This is a genomic window from Pseudomonas costantinii (assembly GCF_001870435.1).
GTDB lineage: Bacteria > Pseudomonadota > Gammaproteobacteria > Pseudomonadales > Pseudomonadaceae > Aquipseudomonas > Aquipseudomonas costantinii.
The window spans coordinates 115,389-136,180 of record NZ_MDDR01000066.1 but is presented as its reverse complement, the minus strand read 5'-3'; the positions used below and the strand labels follow the sequence as shown (position 1 = coordinate 136,180).

Here is a 20,792-nt window from a genome sequence, read left to right as displayed (position 1 = left end):
ACAGGTCAGTCAAACATCGATGGGGGGGCGTAGGAATTACTCGCCAAGTCAGCCGGAAGCGTGCGTGATTATTCCTCGAATGGCTGTGCGAACTCGATCAGGCCGCTCTGTTCCCGTCGTAGGCAGATTCCGTTCGGGGAACAGGCGGCGTGACCGTCATCTTCACTGCGGGCTGGAACGCCCGGTCATCTCCCGTGCCATCTCGGTTGCGTAGCTGTCGGTCATGCCAGCGATAAAGTCGATCATACGCAGGAACGAGGCGTGCAACGGCCAAGCGGGGTTAGGCGCGCTGTTGCCCAGCAAATCGAGGATGCGCCGGTTCTTGAACGATGGCGTGCGTCCGCCATGCTGTTCCAGGGCGGCACCGCAAAAGGCGTTCAACAGAATTTCCAGCGTGGTGTAGGCGCCGATTTCATGCAGGGTCTTGCGCTTGTCCTGGAAGATTTTCTTACGCGCCATGTCCTTGGCATCCAGTACGCAGCGTTTGGCGGGGCCGTGCATGTGCTCTACCAGGTCGCCAGGCAGTGTGCCGGCGAGTAGAGCGTCCTGTTGTTCAACAAAGGCTCGCGCCGCGGCATTGGTCAGGTGTTCGATGGCTTTGCCGCGCAGGATCGCCAGCTTGCGTCGGCGGGAGTCCTGCGAACCCAGTTGCCGATACGTCTGGGGCAGGTCGTCACCTACCAGGTCCAGCAACAACGACTCGACTTCGGCATATTCCAGCAACTCCATTTCCAGGCCGTCTTCGAGGTCGATCAATGCGTAGCAGATATCGTCGGCGGCCTCCATCAGGTAGACCAACGGATGACGGGCCCAGCGCTGTTCTTCCAGCTGTGGCAGGCCGAGCTTGTGGGCGATCTGCTCAAGGATCGGCAGCTCGCTCTGGTAGCAGCCGAACTTGTGTTTCTTGTAGCCCAAAGAGTCGGCGTGGCGCGCGGTCCAGGGGTATTTCAGGTAAGTACCCAATGTGGCGTAAGTCAGTCGAGTGCCACCGTCGAACTGGTGGTACTCAAGCTGGGTCAGCACCCGAAAGCCTTGGGCATTGCCTTCGAAATTGAGGAAGTCGTTACGCTCGGCACTGCTCATATCATCCAGCCAGCCGCGCCCGGCAGCCTGTTGGAACCAGTGGCGAATGGCGTCTTCACCGGAGTGCCCGAACGGCGGGTTGCCGATGTCATGGGCCAGGCAGGCCGATTGCACCACCATGCCCAAGTCACTCGGGTCGCACCAGTCGGGCAGGGCGCTGCGCAGGGTTTCGCCTACACGCATGCCAAGGGAACGGCCGACGCAACTGACCTCCAGGGAATGGGTCAGGCGGGTATGGATATGGTCGTTGCTGGACACCGGGTGCACTTGCGTCTTGCGGCCCAGGCGACGGAACGCGCCGGAGAAAATAATGCGGTCGTGGTCCTTGTGAAATGGGCTGCGGCCCAACTCTTCAGGGCTGTGCAGGGGCTTTCCAAGGCGTTCTCGGGTAAGCAGGGTGGGCCAATCCAAGGCGGGTACTCTCCGTGCGGTGAATGACACCGCCCAGCTTCCCGGTTCCGTCCTGGCGGGGCAAGCGAAAATCTACAGGCCGGCTGCGTCGATATCGATTAACAGCAAACGCTGACCGTTATCGAAGAATTGTCCGGCGGTCAGGCAGTACTGATTGGTGGTGGCATCGCGGTAGGTCGAGGAAAGAGTCAGGCGCCGCTCCTCCCAGCCTTCAGCGAGCAGGTGATAGAAGTAGGGTCGCCACGACCAGTTGTGGCCCAGGTAGCGACTGTCGGCCTGCCAGGCATCCTGGCGCCACTCGAAGTTGGGCGTCAGTTGAGTGCCATGGCGGTCGCATTGGTAAAAGCGCAACAACCAGGGGAAATCCGGCAGTTGTGGCAATTGGCTGAGCGGTGCCTGGCCCTGTGCCCAGGTTTGCAGGATCTTCATCAACTCGACCAATTGCAGGCGCAACTGCATGACGCGTCCGCGTTCTGCCAGCTTTTGCTGGACATAAGCCGTACGCAGTTGGGCAAAGCGTGGCACGAAGGCGTCAGTGGCAAACCAATCGAGCTGTGCCTGGGCAAACAGATAACCCTGCACATACCGCGCGCCGCACTCCAGGGCGAAGTTCAACTGGGCCTCGGTTTCCACCCCTTCGGCAATGATCCAGCACCCGGTCTTCTCGGCCATTTGTGCCAGCGCCCGCACCACCTCACTGCTCGGCCCGCCGCGAGCGGCTTCCTGGAACAGGCGCATGTCCAGCTTGAGAATATCCGGCTGCAACGCCAACACTCGATCAAGCTGGGAGTAGCCGGCGCCGAAATCATCAATGGCGATACGTGCACCGGCTTCGCGATAGCGTGCTACCACGTCGGCCAGGCGCTGGATGTCGCCGCCCAACTCGGTGATCTCGAACACAATGCGTCGCGGATCGACGCCATGCGCGTGCAGCTGTTTCAGGCTGGGCAAGGCTTGGCCGGGACGCAGGCGGTTGATCCAGCGTGGCGAGATGTTCAAGCTGAGAAACCAGTCCTCAGGGGCTTCATGCAAGCGACTCAAGGCATTGTCGCGGATCTGCCGGTCGAGGCGACGCAAAGTCGCGCCGGGCGTACGCGGGTCAGCAAACAGTGGGCCTACGGATTGCAAGCGGCCATCAGCCTGGCGCAGGCGGCCGAGGGCTTCGACGCCTGCAATGCGCCCGGTGGCGGTATCGATGAATGGCTGGAAGCAGGCGAGCGGTTGCCCGTCGATCACAGGGCCTCCTTAATTGAACTGGCGAAAAAAGACCCGGCCCTCGTTTTCGAGGGCCGGGCCGATTCTGTCTGCAAGAATGCAGCCAGAGGGGCTCAACCTTTACGCGAAGCGCCTTGCATGGCCAATTTGATCAGCGGGATCAAACCGGCACCCAGTCGCACCAGGCGCGTCAGGCTGCTGATACTGCCGCCCTTGGCGCCCTTGCCGGTCAAGAAACCTATCAGTGTCACCGCCGCCACACCCCACAGCGGAGCGTGCTTGATACCCAGGCTGTCCTGCCAGTTCTGGCCCATGTTGCGCACCTTGTTCAGGGGCGCCATCAGTTGCTGGGTTTCGTGGCGGATTTCCTGACGGTGCATTTCCATGCGCAGGCGAATCAACGCCTTGCGCATTTCCCGGCGCGAAGTGTTTTGCGGGATTTCAGTCAGGCTCATGGCAACAGGCGCTCCCGGTCATTGGCCAGCTCTTCGAGGGTGGCGTGGAAGGGCGTGGACTCATCGAATATCGCCGCTTTCAGGCGCAACCCGCAGAACCCTGCGGCCAGAATGTAGAACACGCAGAGGCTGATGATCCCGGTCAGGCGGTAGGTGTCCCACACCAGGATCATCACCAGCGCCGACAACCCCACCAGCAACAACAGGGCAAACACCAGAGCGAGGCCGGCAAACAGCAGCAGGCTGACGGTGCGCGACTTCTGCTCCTGCAGCTCGATGCCAAACAACTCGACATGGCTGTGCAGCAAGCCCAGCACCGCCGCGCCCAGGCGTCGTGAAGTGGAGCTTGGGCCCGTGGACGAGCCGGTTTCGCCGATAGACATGATTAGCGCCTTGTAGCCAGCAGGCCGATCAAAAAGCCCACGCCGGCGGCGATGCCGACCGACTGCCAAGGGTTGGCTTGCACATAATCTTCGGTGGCGGTCACGGCTGCCTGGCCGCGCTCGCGCAAGGAGTCTTCGGTCAGCTGCAGGGTTTCGCGGGCCTTGAGCAGGCTGTCGTGGATCTTGGTGCGCAGCTCGTCTGCCTGGTCACCTGCCAGGACGGCGGTGTCGTCCAGCAGTTTTTCGGTGTCACTCACCAGGGTTTGAAAATCTTCCAACAGTATTTCTTGAGCAGTCTTTGCTGTTTTTCTGGCCATGGTTATCTCCGTGAGTGGCTGATCTGTACATGTGGTTTCGAGTCACCGGCATCGGTGAAGGTTCAGTGCGGTTCTCTGGTACAGCTTTTGCTTTGCCTTGGTGCGCATGCTCGAAGGCTTGCGCTGAATCTGGGCGGTCGGGTCGCAAACCTCCAAAAACCTTACCCTAAATAACTGAAACTCGCGGAAAAACCCTGTCGGGAAAGGCCTGTTGCGTTGATCGCTGCGCTAAAGCGGTTCACACCCTCTGAAGAGGGGTGGGACCGGTGGTGCCAATTTAGTGCGCGAAACGCCGGCTTGAACCGCTTTGGTGCTTTTTGCCTTTAATGCAGGCCTGCCAACCTCCATGGAAAATTTGCAAAGTGCAGTGGACACTCTTGTTCACAGCTCCAACACCCTGTTCATTCTGATTGGTGCGGTCATGGTTCTGGCCATGCACGCCGGCTTCGCGTTTCTGGAAGTCGGCACCGTGCGCCAGAAAAACCAGGTCAACGCCTTGTCGAAGATCCTCAGCGACTTCGCCATCTCCACCCTGGCCTATTTCTTTATAGGCTATTGGATCTCCTACGGCGTGAGCTTCATGCAACCCGCGGCGGTGATCAGCGCCGATCACGGTTATGGCCTGGTGAAGTTTTTCTTCTTGCTGACATTCGCGGCGGCGATCCCGGCGATCATTTCCGGAGGTATTGCCGAGCGTGCAAAGTTCGCTCCTCAACTGTGTGCCACCGCGCTGATCGTGGCGTTTATCTACCCGTTTTTCGAAGGCATGGTGTGGAACGGCAATTTCGGTCTGCAAGCCTGGCTGCTCGCGACCTTTGGTGCCAGCTTTCATGACTTCGCCGGTTCTGTGGTGGTACACGCCATGGGCGGCTGGCTGGCGCTGGCGGCGGTGTTGCTGCTGGGGCCGCGTAACGGGCGATACAGGGAAGGGCGTCTGGTGGCATTCGCGCCGTCGAGCATTCCGTTCCTGGCGCTGGGGTCGTGGATTCTGATCGTTGGCTGGTTCGGCTTTAACGTGATGAGCGCGCAAACCCTGAATGGCGTCAGTGGCCTGGTGGCGGTCAACTCGCTGATGGCCATGGTCGGCGGCACTGTCGCGGCCTTGGTGATTGGCCGCAACGACCCGGGCTTCCTGCATAACGGTCCGTTGGCCGGGCTGGTGGCGATCTGCGCCGGTTCCGACCTGATGCACCCGGTGGGCGCGCTGGTTACCGGTGTAGTCGCCGGAGGGCTGTTCGTCTGGTGTTTTATTGCGGCCCAGGATCGCTGGAAGATCGACGACGTGCTGGGCGTATGGCCGCTGCATGGCCTGTGCGGCGTGTGGGGCGGCATCGCCTGCGGCATCTTCGGCCAGACGGCTCTGGGTGGACTGGGAGGTGTCAGTTTGATCAGCCAATTGATCGGTACCGCGCTCGGCGTGGTGGTGGCGCTGGTCGGTGGCCTGCTGGTGTACGGCGTGATCAAGCGGGTGCACGGGCTGCGCCTGAGCCAGGAAGAGGAGTACTACGGCGCGGACTTGTCGATCCACAAGATCGGCGCGGTCAGCCAGGATTAATCGGTGCCTCTTCGTTTGATGATCTGGATCAGGGTTTATCGGCTCGCCACCGTTACTAAGTGCGCCTAAAATGGGCGCCTACCCCTGATTAGGTCCTTTCGTCATGCTTCCTGAATGCCAGTTCTTCGGCACCCTGGGTTGCCACCTGTGTGAAATTGCCGAAGCTGAAGTTATGCCGCTCGTCGAACATGGGCTGCTCGTGGAACTGGTGGATATCGCCGATCCCGAAGACCTGACAGAAGCCTATGGGCTAAGGATTCCGGTACTTCGCCGGGTGGACACGGGTGCGGAGCTGGATTGGCCATTTGACACTGAGCAGGTTGTTGCCTTCCTTCGTTAAGCTTTATCCGATGGCGAGTTTCCAAATATTAAGTTACTGTATATTTGTACAGTGACTGAGTGGAGGGAACGCCCGTGGTGAATGTTGAACAACTGAAAAGCAGCGTCAATCGCATGTCCGCCGACATCGTGCGCGACGCGGTGAATGAGCTGCGCCTCGATGGCCTGGTCACGGAAGGCAAGACGCCATTTAACAAAGTGCATTTCAATACCTGCTTTGCCGAGATCGAGGCGTTGTTTCAGCGTGCCGGTTATCACAAGCAATTAGATGTGGTGGGTTACCAGGGTTTGTTGTACGCACTCTATGATCCCGGTCGCTGGGAAGCGGTAGATGTGCTGCGCTGGCTCAAGGAGTTCACCGACGCCGCCAGTGCATCTCCGATCCTGCGGGCCGAATTGGCCAAGGCTTGAGATCCGCCCTAGGCTGAGTCCTGCTCTGTGCGGGATAATGCCCGCCTGTTTTTCCAGGTTTCGAGCATCTTCATGTCCACATCCGGTTTCTCCGCGTCCGAGCACCAAGCCAGCACCTTGTATTTGCCACCTGGCCCTTGGGCGACGGTACTGGATTGCCTGTGCGAGCATTTCCCGGCTATCAGCCGTGAACATTGGCTGGACCGTGTCGCCCGTGGTCGGGTACTCGACATTAACGGCAGCCCGATCAGCCTGGGCCTGGCCTACAAGGAAGGCCTGTGCATCTATTACTTTCGCGAAGTGCCGAACGAGAAAGTTATTCCGGCGCAGGAAACCATCCTGTACGCCGACGAGCACTTGGTGGTGGCCGACAAACCACACTTCCTGCCGGTTACGCCCGCCGGTGAATATGTCGAGCAAACCCTGCTGCGTCGCCTGATTCGCCGTCTGGACAACCCCTTGTTGGTGCCCCTGCATCGCATCGACCGGCACACAGCAGGGCTGGTGTTGTTCTCTGCCAACCCGCAAAGCCGTTCGGCGTATCAACAGCTGTTTCCCACGCGTCGCATCGACAAATTCTACGAAGCTATCGCCCCGGCCTTGCCTGGGCTGACGTTTCCGAGGGTGCACAAAAGCCGTTTGGTAGAGGGCGAACCGTTCTTTCGCATGCAGGAAGGGCCCGGCGTCAGCAATACCGAAACGGCTGTGGAAGTGCGCGAAAAAAATGGCGATTTATGGCGTTACGGCCTGTTCCCCGTCACCGGCAAGAAGCACCAGCTACGCGTGCACATGACCGCGCTTGGGGCGAGTATCTGCAACGACCCGTTCTACCCCGAAGTGATCAAGGACGCCGAGGACGATTACGCCAACCCACTCAAACTGCTGGCCCAGGGCGTGCGTTTTATCGACCCGGTTACCGGTGAAGAGCGCAGTTTCCGCAGCCGGATCACCCTCGACTGGTAACCCCGGAAACGACAAGGCCCGCGCGAGGCGGGCCTTGTTGGCAAACGCTAAGACTTACAGGTCTTTAACGGTGCGAACCTGATCCTTGTTGATACGGGTCTGCTTGCCGTCAAGTTGTTCGAACTCGTAGAAGCCCGAAGCCTTGTCATATTTAGGGGTGTCGACGGCCTGGATTTCGCGACCGTCATTCAGGGTGATCACTGCAGGCGAGGCGCAACCGGCAAGGGTAGCGAGGCCCAGTGCAAGCATGAAAGCGGCGATGGTCCGTTGAGTCATGAGTTTGTCTCCGAGAGAATACTTTTTGATTGCTGACCTTGTGACGTGTGTGACGTCGACAAAGTTCCTTGTGCGAGGTTCATTCTGACACGCCGGAGCCGGGCTGCAACAGCTCAGGTGTATTGAGATTGACCAGGCGTGGGTCCTCGGCCGGGCATTCCAGACCTACGCCACCCAGTTGCAGGAAGATTTTGCGCGGGCTGCGCTCACCGGCTTCCCATGCACGTTCCACCTGACCTTGCAGCGCGGTGGGGATGATGCAAATCAAGGGTTCCCAGAACTCACCATGGCGCACCATCACCGGCAGCAGCGGGTTGCGTTGCGCCATCCCCCGCAGCGCGGTGAGCAGTTGCAGGTCAATGTTCGGCACATCACACGGCAGCACCAGCAGGTGCCCATGACGCGCGGCGGCCAATCCTGCACGAATGCCTGCCAATGGGCCGGGGAAGTCCGGGCTGTCGTCGCTCACTAACTGGTCGGCATAAGGCGCGTACCGGTCATGGTTGCGGTTGCACGAGATGATCAGGTCATCCGTCAACGGTCGGGCCAGGCACTGTAACTGCTCGATCAGGGGTTGACCGTGCCATTGCAGCAGGCCTTTATCCTGGCCGCCCATGCGCTGGCCACGACCACCGGCGAGCAGAAGAATCGAACAAGGCAGGGGCAAAGAATCAAGAGGCATGGCGGTTCCGCTGCGGCAGGTAAATAGGGCCCTGTGATATAACATCGGGCTGTTCCTTCGACAACCGGACCGAGCCATGAAAGCCAAGGCTGATGCGCCCTTCGTACCCCTGAATATTGCTGTGCTGACCGTCAGCGACACCCGCACCCTTGAGACTGACACGTCAGGCCAAGTCTTCGTCGACCGCCTGACCGCTGCCGGCCACCGCCTGGCCGAGCGCGTACTGCTCAAGGACGACCTCTACAAAATTCGCGCCCAAGTCGCCCACTGGATTGCAGAAGACGTGGTGCAGGTCGTACTGATCACCGGCGGCACAGGCTTCACCGGCCGCGACAGCACGCCCGAAGCCGTGAGCTGCCTGTTGGACAAGCAGGTCGACGGTTTTGGCGAACTGTTCCGCCAGATATCCGTGGCCGACATCGGCACCTCCACCGTGCAATCCCGTGCCCTGGCCGGCCTGGCCAACGGCACGCTGGTGTGTTGCCTGCCGGGTTCGACCAACGCTGTGCGGACCGGCTGGGATGGCATCCTTGCTGAGCAACTGGATAACCGCCACCGCCCGTGCAACTTCGTTCCTCACCTGAAGCAGGCTGAACCCTGTGAATCCCGTGGATAAGCCCGGCAAGACCGGCGCCTTGATGCCGGTGGAAGACGCGTTGCAACAACTGTTGGACATGGCCGAAGCCGCGCCGATCCGTGAGCAGGAAGAGTTGCCCCTGGCTGATTGCGATGGTCGTGTATTGGCGCAAGACCTGATCTCCACTCTCGACCTGCCGCCCTGGCCCAACAGTGCCATGGACGGTTATGCCCTGCGCCTTTCGGACTGGGCGGGCGAGCCATTGGTGGTCAGCCAGCGCATTTTTGCAGGCCAGGCGCCGCAACCTCTGGCTGTTGGCACCTGCGCCCGAATTTTCACTGGCGCGCCAGTGCCGGAAGGCGCGGACTGCGTAGAAATGCAGGAAAACGCGGTGGTTCACGCCGACGAGCGCGTGAGCTTCACCGAGTCGTTGCACGTGAATCAGAACATCCGGCCCCAAGGCCAGGAAACCACGGTGGGCGAGTTGGTATTGACGGCCGGTACACGTCTAGGCCCGATTGAACTGGGTCTTGCCGCATCGCTGGGTCATGACCGACTGAACGTGGTGCGCCGCGTGCGCGTGGCCGTGCTGTCCACCGGCGACGAGTTGATCGAGCCCGGCTTGCCGCTGGGCCCGGGCCAGATCTACAACAGCAACCGCCGCGTGTTGTGCAGTTGGTTGGAACGCATGGGTTGCGAAGTGATCGATGCCGGGATTCTTCCGGATGACCTGGAAAAAACCCGCACACGGCTGGCAGACTTGGGCGGTGTCGACCTGATTCTGTCTACCGGTGGTGTATCAGTCGGCGAAGCGGATTTCCTTGGCATCGCCTTGCGTGAAGAGGGCGAACTGGCCCTCTGGAAGCTCGCGATCAAACCGGGCAAGCCACTGACCTTCGGTCACTTTCGGGGTGTGCCGGTGATCGGTCTGCCCGGCAACCCGGCCTCGACGCTGGTGACGTTTGCGCTGCTGGCTCGCCCTTATCTGCTGCGCCGCCAAGGTGTGGAAGACGTGGAGCCGCTGCGTTTCGAGGTGCCGGTGGGGTTCGTCTGGCCCAAACCGGGTAACCGCCGCGAGTACCTGCGCGGGCGCATCGAGCAGGGCAAGGCGATCATCTACCGTAACCAAAGCTCCGGCGTGCTGCGCAGCGCAGCGTGGGCGGAAGGGTTTGTGGAGGTACTGGAAGGGACGACGTTGGCGATCGGCGATCGAGTTAACTTCATTCCGCTGAGTGAAGTCCTGAACTGATCGCGATCCTCTGTGGGAGCTGGCTTGCCTGCGATAACGGTGTATCAGTCGCACATGTGTGGGCTGACACGCTGCTATCGCAGGCAAGCCAGCTCCCACATTTGGTTCTACATATGTCTGCGAAAACTCAGTAGTCATCCCCACGCTCAGTCACATCCCGCTCCACCGGCTCTGCATTCGGGTCATACCCCACCGGGAACTTGCCTTTCAGCGTCCATGCAAACGCAATAATCTCGGCCACGGTGCGGTACAACTCCTCCGGGATACTGTCCCCCAGTTCCATGCGCGCCAGCAGCTTCACCAGCTCGGCATTCTCATAGATGGGCACTTCATTTTCCCGTGCCAATTTGAGAATGGCTTCGGCCAAGGCGTCGTCACCCTTGGCCGTCAGGGTCGGCGCTTGCTGGCCGTCGTACTTGAGGGCAATCGCCTGGCGCGGCGGGGTTGGGTTTTTCATGCGGTTTCATCCACCCAGCGTTGCTCCAGTCCGGTTCTTGGCCCGCGTGGTGGGGTGCCGAGGTGGCAATCCAAATCGCCAACGTTGATACCCGATGTCACCAGCCGCTCGCGCAAGCTGCCCAAATGGCTTTCGATCAAACTGGCGGTGAACGGTCGAGTTGCCCATAACTGGCTGGACAGTTTGCCCAGCGTCAGTTGTGCCTGAACCTGCAACGGCCCCAATGGCTCCATGTCGAAGGCCAGCTCGACACGCCAGAGCATCTGTTTGGGGTCTTTCTTGTCTTTGCGTTCGGGCTGGTCTTTGTCCGGCGCCGGTTCTTCGCGTTGGAACTTGACCTGCAGCGGGACGATGTCCTGCAAGGTGCGCATAGGGATTTCCAGCTGCCAGGTGGTTTGCAGGCGGCCATCGGCGGTGGTGCCGGTTTGCTCCAGGCTCGACAGCTGGTGGCTTTGCAACCGGGAAATCGCCGCGGCGGCCAGGCGCAGCAGGTTTTCCAGGTCGCCTTCGCCTTCCAGGCGCTGCATCAGCCTGTCCGGCAGCGGAAAGCCCGCGGGTGCCTGACGGGCGCCGATCTGGCCAAGGGTGCTCAGCGGGTTACGCACGAAGTTCGGCAGCACCTGGGCCAGGGTGTTGGCGGCGAGAATGGCGTTGAGGTTGGTGCTGGTGGGCAGGGCGGGCAGCAATTCGGCGACCAGGCGTAGCAAGGCGCCCTTCATGTCCAGCGGCGGTATCTGCGGGTTTTGCCCGGCCAGTAATTTGGCTTCCAGAAAGGCGCCGCTGTTTTGTATCACTTGCGCCAGCACCTTCGGGTTGCTCACCTGTGCCAGGTCGGGCAGGGCGGCGAGCAAGCGATCGGCGGCAGCGCGCAGGTCGGTGGACGTGGTGTCGCCAGCGGGCAGGTTTTGCAAGGCGGTGAAGACCACATCCAGCGAGCCCTGGCGGCTTTGCTGGGTGCCCAGTTGCTGACTGACCGCCAACTGATCCTGGCGGCCGCTCAACGGCACGAAATTCAAGGTTTGCGCGTTCTGCACCACGGCGCTGAGCAAGCTGCCGACCCGCAGCGGCTGCGGGCTTTCCACGGTTAAAGTCGCACCGGCCAGCGCATTAGTGAGCACGGTCACCAACGAGCGGTAAATCGCCGGTTGCGTGGTGCCTTGGGGCAGCATTTGGGTGGTCAGCACCTTGGCTTGCAACAGCGTGCCCACCGGCATTTGCGTGGTGTCGATGCGGGTGAGGGCGGCCACATTGGCGCTCAAGGCTTGCTGCAAGCTGAGGGTCAGGTTACCTGCCGGGGTCTGGCTCACCGCCACATTGCTGCCCAACGGCAAGGGTTGGGTGCTGCTGGCTTGCACCAACGTCTGGCGGCCGCCTTCAAGGGTCAACTTGAGCAATAACTGAAACGCATCGCCGCCTTGTTTAAGGGCGATGACTTCGGCATTCACGGTTTTCCCAGGGTCGATCAACCCTATCTGCGGCTCCAGCAGTTTGAGCAATTCACCGGTCGCAGGCAGCGGGGCAGGCCCGGCCACGGGTGCTGGAGCAAGCGTAGGAAGGTTGATTTCACCGGTCATCGTGCGCGTCGTCTCAGGGGAAATTGCCCTCTTTAGAGTAGGGCATCACATGTATAATGCCGCCCGTCTGCAAAGAGAGCGGTAAAAACCTCACAACTATTTGATCCAGCTCTCTAAAATCGGTCGCCAAAGCCGTTATTGTGCATCTCTCTATAACGGCCGCTGCACCGCCGACTTGAACCGTAAAGGCCCGCGATCTTTTGACCAGCCCTCTTCTTGAAGCCGTAGCGCTCTCCTGTGAACGCGACCTGCGCCTGCTGTTCGAGCACCTCGAACTGCGTCTGGCGGGCGGCGACATGGTGCAGATCAGCGGTCCCAACGGCAGCGGCAAGACCAGTTTGCTGCGCCTGTTGGCCGGGTTGATGCAGCCGACGGCCGGTGAAGTCCGACTCAATGGCAAGCCTTTGACCGAACAGCGCACTGAGCTGGCACGCAACCTTATCTGGATCGGCCACGCCGCCGGGATCAAGGACGTGCTGACCGCCGAAGAAAACCTCAGCTGGCTCAGCGCCCTGCATCATCCCGCTTCCCGCGACGCCATCTGGCAGGCCTTGGCCGCCGTTGGCCTGAAGGGCTTTGAAGACGTTCCCTGTCACACCCTGTCCGCCGGCCAACAGCGCCGCGTGGCCCTGGCCCGTTTGTATCTGCCCGGCCCGCCGCTGTGGATTCTCGACGAACCGTTCACCGCCCTCGATAAACAAGGTGTGGCCCAACTCGAAGAACACCTGGCCCGGCACTGCGAGCAGGGCGGCTTGGTGGTGCTCACCACTCACCACACGCTGGCGCGCATGCCCGTCGGTTACCGCGATCTGGATTTGGGACGGTACTCGGTATGAGTGTGTTCGCCCTGTTGGTCGCCCGCGAAGCGCGGCTGTTGTGCCGCCGTCCGGCCGAACTGGCCAACCCGCTGGTATTCTTCGCCATCGTCATCGCGCTGTTCCCCTTGGCGGTCGGTCCCGAGACTAAACTGTTGCAAACCTTGTCCCCGGGACTGGTGTGGGTAGCCGCCCTTTTATCGGTTTTGCTCTCGCTGGACGGGCTGTTTCGCAGTGATTTCGAAGACGGTTCCCTGGAACAGTGGGTCCTTTCGTCGCACCCCCTGCCACTTCTGGTACTGGCCAAGGTGCTGGCACACTGGGCTTTTTCCGGCTTGGCGCTAGTCTTGCTCTCGCCGCTGCTGGCGATGATGCTCGGCTTGCCCGTCGAATGCCTGCCGGTGTTGCTGCTGTCCTTGTTACTCGGTACGCCGGTGCTCAGCCTGTTGGGGGCGGTGGGCGCAGCGTTGACCGTCGGTTTGAAGCGGGGCGGCCTGTTGTTGGCCCTGCTGATTCTGCCTTTGTATATCCCGGTGTTGATCCTGGGCAGCGGTGCCTTGCAGGCCGCGCTCATGGGGATGCCGGCGACCGGTTACCTCTTGTGGCTTGGCAGCCTGACCGCCCTGGCGGTAACCCTGACACCCTTTGCTATAGCGGCTGGCCTGAAGATCAGCGTCGGCGAATAATGAGGTCTGGCCAAGCGTTATACGTTTAGTCAGTAAAGACCCTAAGCTCCCCGCAAAGACGGGAAGCAACCGTGATGGAAACAGCAATGAACTGGACCTGGTTTCACAAGCTCGGCTCGCCCAAATGGTTTTACGGCATCAGCGGCAAACTGCTGCCGTGGTTGAGCATCGCCGCCCTGTTGCTGATTGGCACCGGCCTGGTCTGGGGCCTGGCCTTCGCGCCGCCGGATTACCAGCAAGGCAACAGTTTTCGCATCATCTATATCCATGTGCCCGCCGCGATGCTGGCCCAGTCCTGCTACGTGATGCTGGCCGTGTGCGGCATCGTCGGCCTGGTGTGGAAGATGAAGCTGGCGGACGTGGCCCTGCAGTGCGCCGCGCCTATCGGTGCGTGGATGACCGCCGTGGCGCTGGTCACCGGCGCGATCTGGGGCAAACCGACCTGGGGCTCGTGGTGGGTGTGGGATGCGCGACTGACGTCCATGCTGATCCTGTTGTTTCTGTACTTCGGCCTGATTGCCTTGGGCAATGCCATCAGCAACCGTGACAGCGCCGCCAAGGCCTGCGCGGTGCTGGCCATCGTCGGCGTGATCAACATTCCGATCATCAAATACTCGGTGGAGTGGTGGAACACCCTGCACCAGGGCGCCACCTTCACCCTCACCGAAAAGCCGGCGATGCCCGTGGAAATGTGGGCGCCGCTGCTGCTGATGGTGCTGGGGTTCTACTGCTTCTTCGGCGCTGTACTGCTGATGCGCATGCGCCTCGAAGTGCTCAAGCGTGAAGCCCGCACCAGTTGGGTCAAGGCCCAAGTGCAAGCCAGTCTGGGAGCCCGTGGATGAGTTTTGCTTCTTTCAGTGATTTTCTCGCCATGGGCCATCACGGCCTGTATGTCTGGACGGCCTATGGCATCTGCCTGGCGGTGCTGGCCCTCAACGTCGCCGCGCCGATCCTGGCCCGCAAGCGTTACCTGCAACAAGAGGCGCGTCGTTTGCGCCGGGAGACCGATAAGTGAATCCGCTGCGTAGAAAGCGTCTGTTGATCATCCTGGCCATCCTGGCCGGTGTGAGCATTGCCGTGGCCCTGGCCATGAGCGCCCTGCGAGAGAACATCAACCTGTTCTACACCCCGACCCAGATCGCCAATGGCGAAGCACCGCTGGACACGCGGATTCGCGCCGGTGGCATGGTGGAAAAGGGCTCGCTGAAACGTTCTGCCGACTCCCTCGACGTGACCTTCGTGGTCACCGACTTCAGCAAGTCCGTCACCATCACCTACCGCGGCATCCTTCCGGATTTGTTCCGCGAAGGTCAGGGCATCGTCGCCCTGGGCAAACTCAACGCCGACGGCGTGGTGGTGGCTGATGAAGTGCTGGCCAAGCACGATGAGAAATACATGCCGCCGGAAGTCACCAAAGCCTTGAAAGACAGCGGTCAATCCGCCCCGACCCCAGCGAAGGAGGGCTAACCGATGACGTCCGCACTGTTTATTCCGGAGCTGGGCCAGTTGGCGATGATCCTCGCCCTGTGTTTTGCCGTCGTCCAGGCCGTGGTGCCGTTACTCGGCGCCTGGCGCGGTGACCGCTTGTGGATGAGCCTGGCGCAGCCGGCCGCCTGGGGGCAGTTTGCCTTTCTGGTGTTCGCCTTCGGTTGCCTGACCTACGCCTTTATGACCGACGACTTTTCTGTCGCCTATGTCGCGAATAACTCCAACAGCGCCTTGCCTTGGTACTACAAGTTCAGCGCCGTGTGGGGTGCTCACGAAGGCTCATTGCTGCTGTGGGCCTTGATCCTCGGCGGCTGGACCTTCGCCGTGTCGGTGTTCTCGCGTCAACTGCCGCAAGTCATGCTGGCCCGGGTGCTGGCGGTGATGGGCATGATCAGCATCGGTTTCCTGTTGTTCCTGATCATGACCTCCAACCCGTTCACCCGCATCCTGCCGCAGATCCCGGCGGATGGGCACGACCTCAACCCGCTGTTGCAAGACATCGGCTTGATCGTGCACCCGCCGATGCTCTACATGGGTTACGTCGGTTTCTCCGTGGCCTTCGCCTTCGCCATCGCCGCTTTGCTCGGCGGGCGTCTCGATGCGGCCTGGGCGCGCTGGTCGCGGCCGTGGACCATCGTCGCCTGGGCCTTCCTCGGTATCGGTATCACCCTCGGTTCGTGGTGGGCTTACTACGAACTCGGCTGGGGCGGCTGGTGGTTCTGGGACCCGGTGGAAAACGCCTCCTTCATGCCTTGGCTGGTGGGCACGGCGCTGATTCACTCGTTGGCCGTCACTGAAAAACGCGGCGTGTTCAAGAGTTGGACCGTGTTGCTGGCCATCGCCGCGTTTTCCCTCAGCCTGCTCGGCACCTTCCTCGTGCGTTCGGGTGTGCTGACCTCGGTGCACGCGTTTGCTTCCGATCCGGAGCGCGGCGTATTCATCCTGATCTTCCTGCTGTTTGTGGTCGGTGGCTCCCTGACGTTGTTTGCGTTGCGCGCGCCGGTGGTCAAGAGCCAGGTCGGCTTCAACCTGTGGTCGCGGGAAACCCTGTTGCTGGGTAACAACCTGGTGTTGGTGGTGGCGGCGTCGATGATCCTGCTCGGCACTCTTTACCCGCTGGTGCTGGATGCCCTGAGCGGCGCCAAGCTGTCCGTTGGCCCGCCGTACTTCAACGCGCTGTTTATTCCGTTGATGGGCCTGTTGATGGTGGTCATGGCGATCGGCATGTTGGTGCGCTGGAAAGACACCCCGGTGAAATGGCTGGCGGGCATGCTGGCGCCGGTATTGCTCGGCAGTGTGGCCTTGGCGGTGATCGCCGGTATCGCCTACGGCGACTTCAACTGGGCGGTGCTCGCCACCTTCCTGCTCGCGGCCTGGGTGTTGTTGGCCGGCGTGCGCGACATCTTCGACAAGACCCGGCACAAAGGCTTGATCAAGGGCCTGCCGAGTTTGACCCGCAGTTATTGGGGCATGCAGATCGCGCACATCGGCATCGCCGTGTGCGCCCTCGGCGTAGTGCTGTCCAGCCAGAACAGTGCCGAGCGCGACCTGCGCCTGGCACCGGGCGAGTCGATGGACCTGGCCGGCTACCACTTCATCTTCGACGGCGCCAAGCACTTTGAAGGCCCGAATTTCACTTCTGACAAAGGCACTGTGCGCGTGGTGCGCAACGGCAAGGAAGTGGCGGTACTGCACCCGGAAAAACGCCTGTACACCGTGCAAAGCTCGATGATGACCGAAGCCGGGATCGACGCCGGTTTCACCCGTGACCTCTATGTGGCGCTGGGTGAACCGCTGGGCGACGGCGCCTGGGCCGTGCGGGTGCATGTGAAGCCGTTTGTGCGCTGGATCTGGTTCGGCGGTTTGTTGACAGGGTTTGGCGGTTTGCTGGCCGCGTTGGACCGGCGTTATCGGGTCAAGGTCAAGAGTCGGGTGCGTGAAACCCTCGGCCTGCAAGGGGCAGCAGTATGAAGCGTTGGTTGATGGTGTTGCCGCTGGCGTTGTTTCTGGTGGTGGCGGTGTTTCTGTATCGCGGGTTGTACCTGGACCCCGCCGAGCTGCCGTCGGCGATGATCGGTAAACAGTTCCCGGCCTTTAGCCTGCCGACGGTGCAGGGTGACAGAACCCTGACCCAGGCCGATTTGCAGGGCAAGCCGGCATTGGTCAACGTCTGGGCGACCTGGTGTATTTCCTGCCGAGTTGAGCATCCGGTGCTGAACAAACTGGCAGAGAAGGGCGTGGTGATCTACGGCATCAACTACAAGGACGACAATGCGTCGGCGTTGAAGTGGCTGGCGGAATTCCACAACCCGTACCAGATGGATATCCGCGATGAAGACGGCAACCTTGGCCTGAACCTCGGCGTGTATGGCGCTCCGGAAACCTTCTTTATCGATGCCAAGGGCGTGATCCGCGACAAGTACGTCGGCGTGATCGACGAAGTGGTCTGGCGTGAGCAACTGGCCGCCAAGTACCAGGCGCTGGTCGACGAGGCCAAACAATGAAGCGCTGGTTGACCGCTGCCGTTTTAGCCTTGGGCCTGGCCGGTGTGGCCCACGCGGCCATCGACACCTACGAATTCGCCAACGACGCCGAGCGCGAGCGCTTCCGCGATCTGACCAAGGAACTGCGTTGCCCCAAATGCCAGAACCAGGACATCGCCGACTCCAATGCGCCGATCGCCGCCGACCTGCGCAAAGAAATCTTCCGCATGCTGGGGGAGGGCAAGGACAACCAGCAGATCATCGACTTCATGGTTGATCGTTACGGTGATTTCGTGCGCTACAAACCGGCGCTCACCGGCAAGACCGCGCTGCTCTGGTTTGGCCCTGCCGGGCTGTTGCTGGCCGGTGTGGTCGTCATGGCCGTGATTGTCCGCCGTCGCCGCGCCGCGCCTACTGATGGCTCCGACGCGCTATCCCCCGAAGAGCGCAAACGCCTCGACCAATTGCTGGACACCAAGACTGATGATTGATTTTTGGCTCGCAGCAGGGTTGCTGCTTCTGATTGCCCTGAGTTTCCTGTTGATCCCTGTGTTGCGCGGCCGCCGTGCCCAGCGTGAAGAGGATCGCACCGCGCTGAACGTGGCGCTCTACCAAGAGCGTGTCGCCGAGCTGCAAGTCCAGCAGGACGAAGGTGTACTCAACGCCGCGCAACTCGACACCGGACGCGCCGAAGCCGCCCGTGAGTTGCTGGCCGACACCGAAGGCGTGGAAAAGCCCCGCGAATCGCGTCTCGGCAAACCGCTGCCGTTGCTCGCCGCTGTTTTAGTACCCGTGTTGGGCCTGGGCCTGTACCTGCATTTCGGCGCCAGTGACAAGGTCGAACTGACCCGCGAATTCTCCCAGCCGCCGGTGTCCATGGAAGACATGACCCACCGCCTGGAGCGCGCCGCTGCCGCGCAGCCGGACTCGCCGGAGGGCCTGTACTTCCTCGGCCGCGCCTACATGGCCCAGGACCGTTCGGCCGATGCGGCCAAAGTCTTCGAACGCACCGTGGCCTTGGCCGGTCGCCAGCCGGAGCTGCTGGGCCAGTGGGCCCAAGCGCAGTACTTTGCCGACAACAAACAGTGGTCGCCCAAGGTCCAGGCCCTGACGGATGAGGCCTTGAAACTCGATCCGAAGGAAGTCACCAGCCTCGGCCTGCTGGGTATCGCCGCCTTTGAAGGCCAGCGCTATCAGGAGGCAATCGACTACTGGAACCGTCTGTTGGCGCAGTTGCCTCCAGAAGACAATTCCCGCGCTGCGTTGCAAGGCGGCATCGATCGCGCGGCCGAGAAGTTGAAAGAGAACGGTGGCACTGTCGCGCACAAGGCCGTGATGAAAGTCCGCGTAGACCTGGCGGCTGATGTGAAAGCCAAGGCCTTACCGAGCGACAGCGTGTTTATCTTTGCCCGCGCGGTAAATGGCCCGCCGGCACCGTTGGCGGCCAAGCGCGTCACCGTCGCCGAGCTGCCGGTCACCGTCGAACTGGGCGATGCCGACGCGATGATGCCGCAGTTGAAACTGTCCAACTTTCCCGAAGTCCAACTGGTTGCGCGCATATCCCGGGCCGGTCAGCCGACCACTGGCGAGTGGATCGGCCGCAGCCAACCCTTGGCCAGCAGCACCACTGCATTGCAGCAGCTGACCATCGACAGTCCGGATAAGTAATTTCGAGGAAACACCTATGACCGCCCTTGCACGCATCACCTTGCTCAGCCTGGTATTGGGGCTGAGCGCTTGTGCGGTCCACCGACCTACAGCGCCCACCGGGCCGACCATTCCACCGTCGGGCCCGTCGACCCAGCCGAGTACCCGGCCTTCCGGCCCGGTGACCGCACCGCCGAAAGCACCGCCCAGCTCCTCGCCAACCTTCGCACCGCCACCGGGTGCTGCGAGCCACTGGGACGGGAACATGAAGGTCTATGTGTTGGAAGACCAGCCCGACACCTTCTACCGCCAGCGCACCTACTACCGCTGGAGCAACGGCTGGAGCCGCTCCATCAGCCCGAATGGGCCTTGGGAAGAGACCGACGTGCACGGCGTACCGCCGGGGTTGAGCAAGCAATACGCGCAATGACAAAAGGCGACCTTCGGGTCGCCTTTTTCTTACCTTGAAATGAGGATTAACTGTGGGGGCGGGCTTCATTCGGCCTGGGATTTACGCCAACTCTTGAGCCCGACGCGGTGTTCTAATCAAATGGATCACCCCGGCCAATATCCCTAGCACAATCCCAAACGCCACAATCCCCACCCATCCAAACCGCGCCATCAACCAACCACTGACTGTCGCCCCAATCGCACCGCCGATAAAGGTGGCTGTCATGTACAAACTGTTGATCCGCCCCTGAGCCTTCGGGTCCACCGCAAACGCTCGCGTCTGGTTGGCAACCAGCCCCGACTGCACGCCGATGTCCAGCACGATCACCCCAAGTACCAGCAAAATGAGTGAGGTTTGCGCCCCGGCCAGTAGCAGAAACGCCAAGGTCACAATGCCCACGCTGGCGCCAATCACTTTACGGCAACCCACCTTGTCCGCCGCCCGGCCGCCATACGACGCCGCAAACGCACCCACCGCGCCGATAACCCCGAAACCACCGGCCCACGCGCTGCCCAACTGCCATGGGCCATTCGCCAACAACGCCGCCAGGTTTACCCAGAACGCGTTGAAGCACGCCCATAACAACGCTTGCACCATCATCGATTGGCGAATCGGGCTGTTATCGCGCATCAACGGCCACAGCGAAGCCAGCAGGCGCGGGTAGGACAGGTTTGTGCTCGTCACGCCCGGTGGTAACAGTCTGGCCGCGAGGAACCACACCGGAACCATGAACGCCGCTTCCATTGCAAAAACCGCGCGCCAGCCATAGGCCTCGCCGACCACGCCGCTGATCGTGCGGCCGAGCAAAATACCCAGCATGATCCCGCTGACTACCGTACCCACATTGCGCCCGCGTTCATGGGGCTGCGACATCACCGCTGCAAACGGCACTAGCTGCTGCGGCACACACGACACCATTCCCAGGCCAAACGACGCGCCGATCAATGCCCAGATACTCGGCGCAAACGCTGCCGCCAAGGCAAAACAGAACGCCAGCACGATCTGTCCGAGTACCAGCTTGCGTCGGTCAAAGCGGTCACCCATCGGCAGCAACAACGCCAACCCAGTCGCAAACCCCAACAGGGCTGCGCCCGCCACCAGGTTGACCGTCGACACTTCGACGCCCATGTCCGACGCAATCAACGGCAGCACCGGCTGCGTACAATAAATATTGGTCACCACCGCTCCGGCGATCACCGCCATCATGATGATCTTGCCCCGCGGCGTAACCGAAGGTGCGGTGGAGTTCTCGGATGTAATCGGCAGCCCACTCAT

The 20,792-nt window shown here is 61.3% G+C and carries 26 protein-coding genes; 16 read left to right on the top strand and 10 right to left on the bottom strand.

The features are described 5' to 3' along the window. Nucleotides 1-162: 162 nt before the first annotated feature. The 5 genes from BFL40_RS32160 to BFL40_RS32140 all read right to left on the bottom strand — a co-directional run bounded on the left by BFL40_RS32160 (nucleotide 163) and on the right by BFL40_RS32140 (nucleotide 3,864). The gene (locus tag BFL40_RS32160) at nucleotides 163-1,494 is read right to left on the bottom strand and encodes a deoxyguanosinetriphosphate triphosphohydrolase (RefSeq protein WP_071487724.1); all 1,332 of its coding nucleotides are present in this window, start codon (nucleotides 1,492-1,494) and stop codon (nucleotides 163-165) included. 72 nt (nucleotides 1,495-1,566) lie between these two features. Further along, on the bottom strand, nucleotides 1,567-2,730 hold the full coding sequence (locus tag BFL40_RS32155; protein ID WP_071487723.1) for an EAL domain-containing protein: 1,164 nt from the start codon (nucleotides 2,728-2,730) through the stop codon (nucleotides 1,567-1,569). Nucleotides 2,731-2,822: 92 nt separating this feature from the next. Continuing rightward, nucleotides 2,823-3,164, bottom strand: coding sequence for a hypothetical protein (locus BFL40_RS32150; RefSeq protein WP_071487722.1), 342 nt, complete (start codon nucleotides 3,162-3,164; stop codon nucleotides 2,823-2,825). Next, the gene (locus BFL40_RS32145) at nucleotides 3,161-3,547 is read right to left on the bottom strand and encodes a phage holin family protein (protein WP_071487721.1); all 387 of its coding nucleotides are present in this window, start codon (nucleotides 3,545-3,547) and stop codon (nucleotides 3,161-3,163) included. The genes BFL40_RS32150 and BFL40_RS32145 overlap by 4 nt, the downstream gene beginning before the upstream one ends. Before the next feature lie 2 nt (nucleotides 3,548-3,549). Next, complete coding sequence (locus BFL40_RS32140; protein ID WP_071487720.1) at nucleotides 3,550-3,864, bottom strand: ElaB/YgaM/YqjD family protein; 315 nt, start codon at nucleotides 3,862-3,864, stop codon at nucleotides 3,550-3,552. Nucleotides 3,865-4,210: 346 nt separating this feature from the next. On the opposite strand from BFL40_RS32140, the gene BFL40_RS32135 reads away from it, so the two are divergent. The 4 genes from BFL40_RS32135 to BFL40_RS32120 all read left to right on the top strand — a co-directional run bounded on the left by BFL40_RS32135 (nucleotide 4,211) and on the right by BFL40_RS32120 (nucleotide 7,132). Next, a complete protein-coding gene (locus tag BFL40_RS32135) occupies nucleotides 4,211-5,419 on the top strand; it encodes an ammonium transporter (RefSeq protein ID WP_071487809.1) in 1,209 nt (402 codons plus the stop codon). Nucleotides 5,420-5,522: 103 nt separating this feature from the next. After that, nucleotides 5,523-5,759, top strand: a complete 237-nt coding sequence (locus BFL40_RS32130) for a glutaredoxin family protein (RefSeq protein WP_071487719.1) — start codon at nucleotides 5,523-5,525, stop codon at nucleotides 5,757-5,759. Between the two features lie 74 nt (nucleotides 5,760-5,833). Continuing rightward, nucleotides 5,834-6,169 carry a transcriptional regulator gene (locus BFL40_RS32125; protein ID WP_071487718.1) on the top strand — a complete coding sequence of 112 codons (336 nt, stop codon included), beginning with the start codon at nucleotides 5,834-5,836 and terminating at the stop codon, nucleotides 6,167-6,169. 72 nt (nucleotides 6,170-6,241) lie between these two features. Then, nucleotides 6,242-7,132, top strand: a complete 891-nt coding sequence (locus tag BFL40_RS32120; RefSeq protein ID WP_071487808.1) for a pseudouridine synthase — start codon at nucleotides 6,242-6,244, stop codon at nucleotides 7,130-7,132. Between the two features lie 54 nt (nucleotides 7,133-7,186). On the opposite strand, the gene BFL40_RS32115 is transcribed toward BFL40_RS32120, so the two are convergent. Both BFL40_RS32115 and mobA read right to left on the bottom strand, forming a co-directional pair. Further along, on the bottom strand, nucleotides 7,187-7,408 hold the full coding sequence (locus BFL40_RS32115; protein ID WP_071487717.1) for a YgdI/YgdR family lipoprotein: 222 nt from the start codon (nucleotides 7,406-7,408) through the stop codon (nucleotides 7,187-7,189). Between the two features lie 79 nt (nucleotides 7,409-7,487). Further along, entirely contained in the window at nucleotides 7,488-8,090 is a 603-nt protein-coding gene (gene mobA, locus BFL40_RS32110; protein ID WP_071487716.1) for a molybdenum cofactor guanylyltransferase MobA, read from the bottom strand. A 76-nt stretch (nucleotides 8,091-8,166) separates the two neighbouring features. Between mobA and moaB the strand changes: the two genes are divergently transcribed. Both moaB and BFL40_RS32100 read left to right on the top strand, forming a co-directional pair. Beyond that, on the top strand, nucleotides 8,167-8,706 hold the full coding sequence (gene moaB / locus BFL40_RS32105) for a molybdenum cofactor biosynthesis protein B (RefSeq protein ID WP_014717696.1): 540 nt from the start codon (nucleotides 8,167-8,169) through the stop codon (nucleotides 8,704-8,706). Beyond that, entirely contained in the window at nucleotides 8,690-9,916 is a 1,227-nt protein-coding gene (locus BFL40_RS32100) for a molybdopterin molybdotransferase MoeA (protein WP_071487715.1), read from the top strand. The genes moaB and BFL40_RS32100 overlap by 17 nt, the downstream gene beginning before the upstream one ends. Nucleotides 9,917-10,043: 127 nt before the next feature. On the opposite strand, the gene BFL40_RS32095 is transcribed toward BFL40_RS32100, so the two are convergent. Further along, nucleotides 10,044-10,373: an EscU/YscU/HrcU family type III secretion system export apparatus switch protein gene (locus BFL40_RS32095; RefSeq protein WP_053255183.1), complete on the bottom strand. Its 330-nt coding sequence runs from the start codon at nucleotides 10,371-10,373 to the stop codon at nucleotides 10,044-10,046. After that, nucleotides 10,370-11,947 (bottom strand): flagellar hook-length control protein FliK, encoded by a 1,578-nt coding sequence (gene fliK / locus BFL40_RS32090; protein WP_071487714.1) that lies wholly within the window; start codon nucleotides 11,945-11,947, stop codon nucleotides 10,370-10,372. The genes BFL40_RS32095 and fliK overlap by 4 nt, the downstream gene beginning before the upstream one ends. Nucleotides 11,948-12,147: 200 nt before the next feature. On the opposite strand from fliK, the gene ccmA reads away from it, so the two are divergent. The 10 genes from ccmA (at nucleotide 12,148) to BFL40_RS32040 (ending at nucleotide 19,496) form a co-directional block, all read left to right on the top strand. Continuing rightward, nucleotides 12,148-12,783: a cytochrome c biogenesis heme-transporting ATPase CcmA gene (gene ccmA / locus BFL40_RS32085; protein ID WP_071487713.1), complete on the top strand. Its 636-nt coding sequence runs from the start codon at nucleotides 12,148-12,150 to the stop codon at nucleotides 12,781-12,783. Beyond that, a complete protein-coding gene (gene ccmB / locus BFL40_RS32080) occupies nucleotides 12,780-13,448 on the top strand; it encodes a heme exporter protein CcmB (protein ID WP_003189951.1) in 669 nt (222 codons plus the stop codon). The genes ccmA and ccmB overlap by 4 nt, the downstream gene beginning before the upstream one ends. 86 nt (nucleotides 13,449-13,534) lie before the next feature. Next, a complete protein-coding gene (locus BFL40_RS32075) occupies nucleotides 13,535-14,290 on the top strand; it encodes a heme ABC transporter permease (protein WP_071487712.1) in 756 nt (251 codons plus the stop codon). Further along, nucleotides 14,287-14,463 carry a heme exporter protein CcmD gene (ccmD, locus tag BFL40_RS32070; protein WP_071487711.1) on the top strand — a complete coding sequence of 59 codons (177 nt, stop codon included), beginning with the start codon at nucleotides 14,287-14,289 and terminating at the stop codon, nucleotides 14,461-14,463. Before BFL40_RS32075 ends, ccmD begins: the two co-directional genes overlap by 4 nt. Then, entirely contained in the window at nucleotides 14,460-14,915 is a 456-nt protein-coding gene (gene ccmE / locus BFL40_RS32065) for a cytochrome c maturation protein CcmE (protein ID WP_071487710.1), read from the top strand. The genes ccmD and ccmE overlap by 4 nt, the downstream gene beginning before the upstream one ends. A 3-nt stretch (nucleotides 14,916-14,918) precedes the next feature. After that, the gene (locus BFL40_RS32060) at nucleotides 14,919-16,907 is read left to right on the top strand and encodes a heme lyase CcmF/NrfE family subunit (protein ID WP_071487709.1); all 1,989 of its coding nucleotides are present in this window, start codon (nucleotides 14,919-14,921) and stop codon (nucleotides 16,905-16,907) included. Continuing rightward, nucleotides 16,904-17,440, top strand: coding sequence for a DsbE family thiol:disulfide interchange protein (locus tag BFL40_RS32055; protein WP_071487708.1), 537 nt, complete (start codon nucleotides 16,904-16,906; stop codon nucleotides 17,438-17,440). The genes BFL40_RS32060 and BFL40_RS32055 overlap by 4 nt, the downstream gene beginning before the upstream one ends. Beyond that, nucleotides 17,437-17,910 (top strand): cytochrome c-type biogenesis protein, encoded by a 474-nt coding sequence (locus tag BFL40_RS32050; protein ID WP_005786512.1) that lies wholly within the window; start codon nucleotides 17,437-17,439, stop codon nucleotides 17,908-17,910. Before BFL40_RS32055 ends, BFL40_RS32050 begins: the two co-directional genes overlap by 4 nt. Next, nucleotides 17,903-19,087 carry a c-type cytochrome biogenesis protein CcmI gene (ccmI, locus tag BFL40_RS32045; RefSeq protein WP_071487707.1) on the top strand — a complete coding sequence of 395 codons (1,185 nt, stop codon included), beginning with the start codon at nucleotides 17,903-17,905 and terminating at the stop codon, nucleotides 19,085-19,087. The genes BFL40_RS32050 and ccmI overlap by 8 nt, the downstream gene beginning before the upstream one ends. Before the next feature lie 16 nt (nucleotides 19,088-19,103). Next, a complete protein-coding gene (locus tag BFL40_RS32040) occupies nucleotides 19,104-19,496 on the top strand; it encodes a hypothetical protein (protein ID WP_071487706.1) in 393 nt (130 codons plus the stop codon). Between the two features lie 81 nt (nucleotides 19,497-19,577). Here BFL40_RS32040 and BFL40_RS32035 read toward each other — a convergent pair whose 3' ends face one another. Then, nucleotides 19,578-20,792 carry an MFS transporter gene (locus tag BFL40_RS32035; RefSeq protein WP_071487705.1) on the bottom strand — a complete coding sequence of 405 codons (1,215 nt, stop codon included), beginning with the start codon at nucleotides 20,790-20,792 and terminating at the stop codon, nucleotides 19,578-19,580.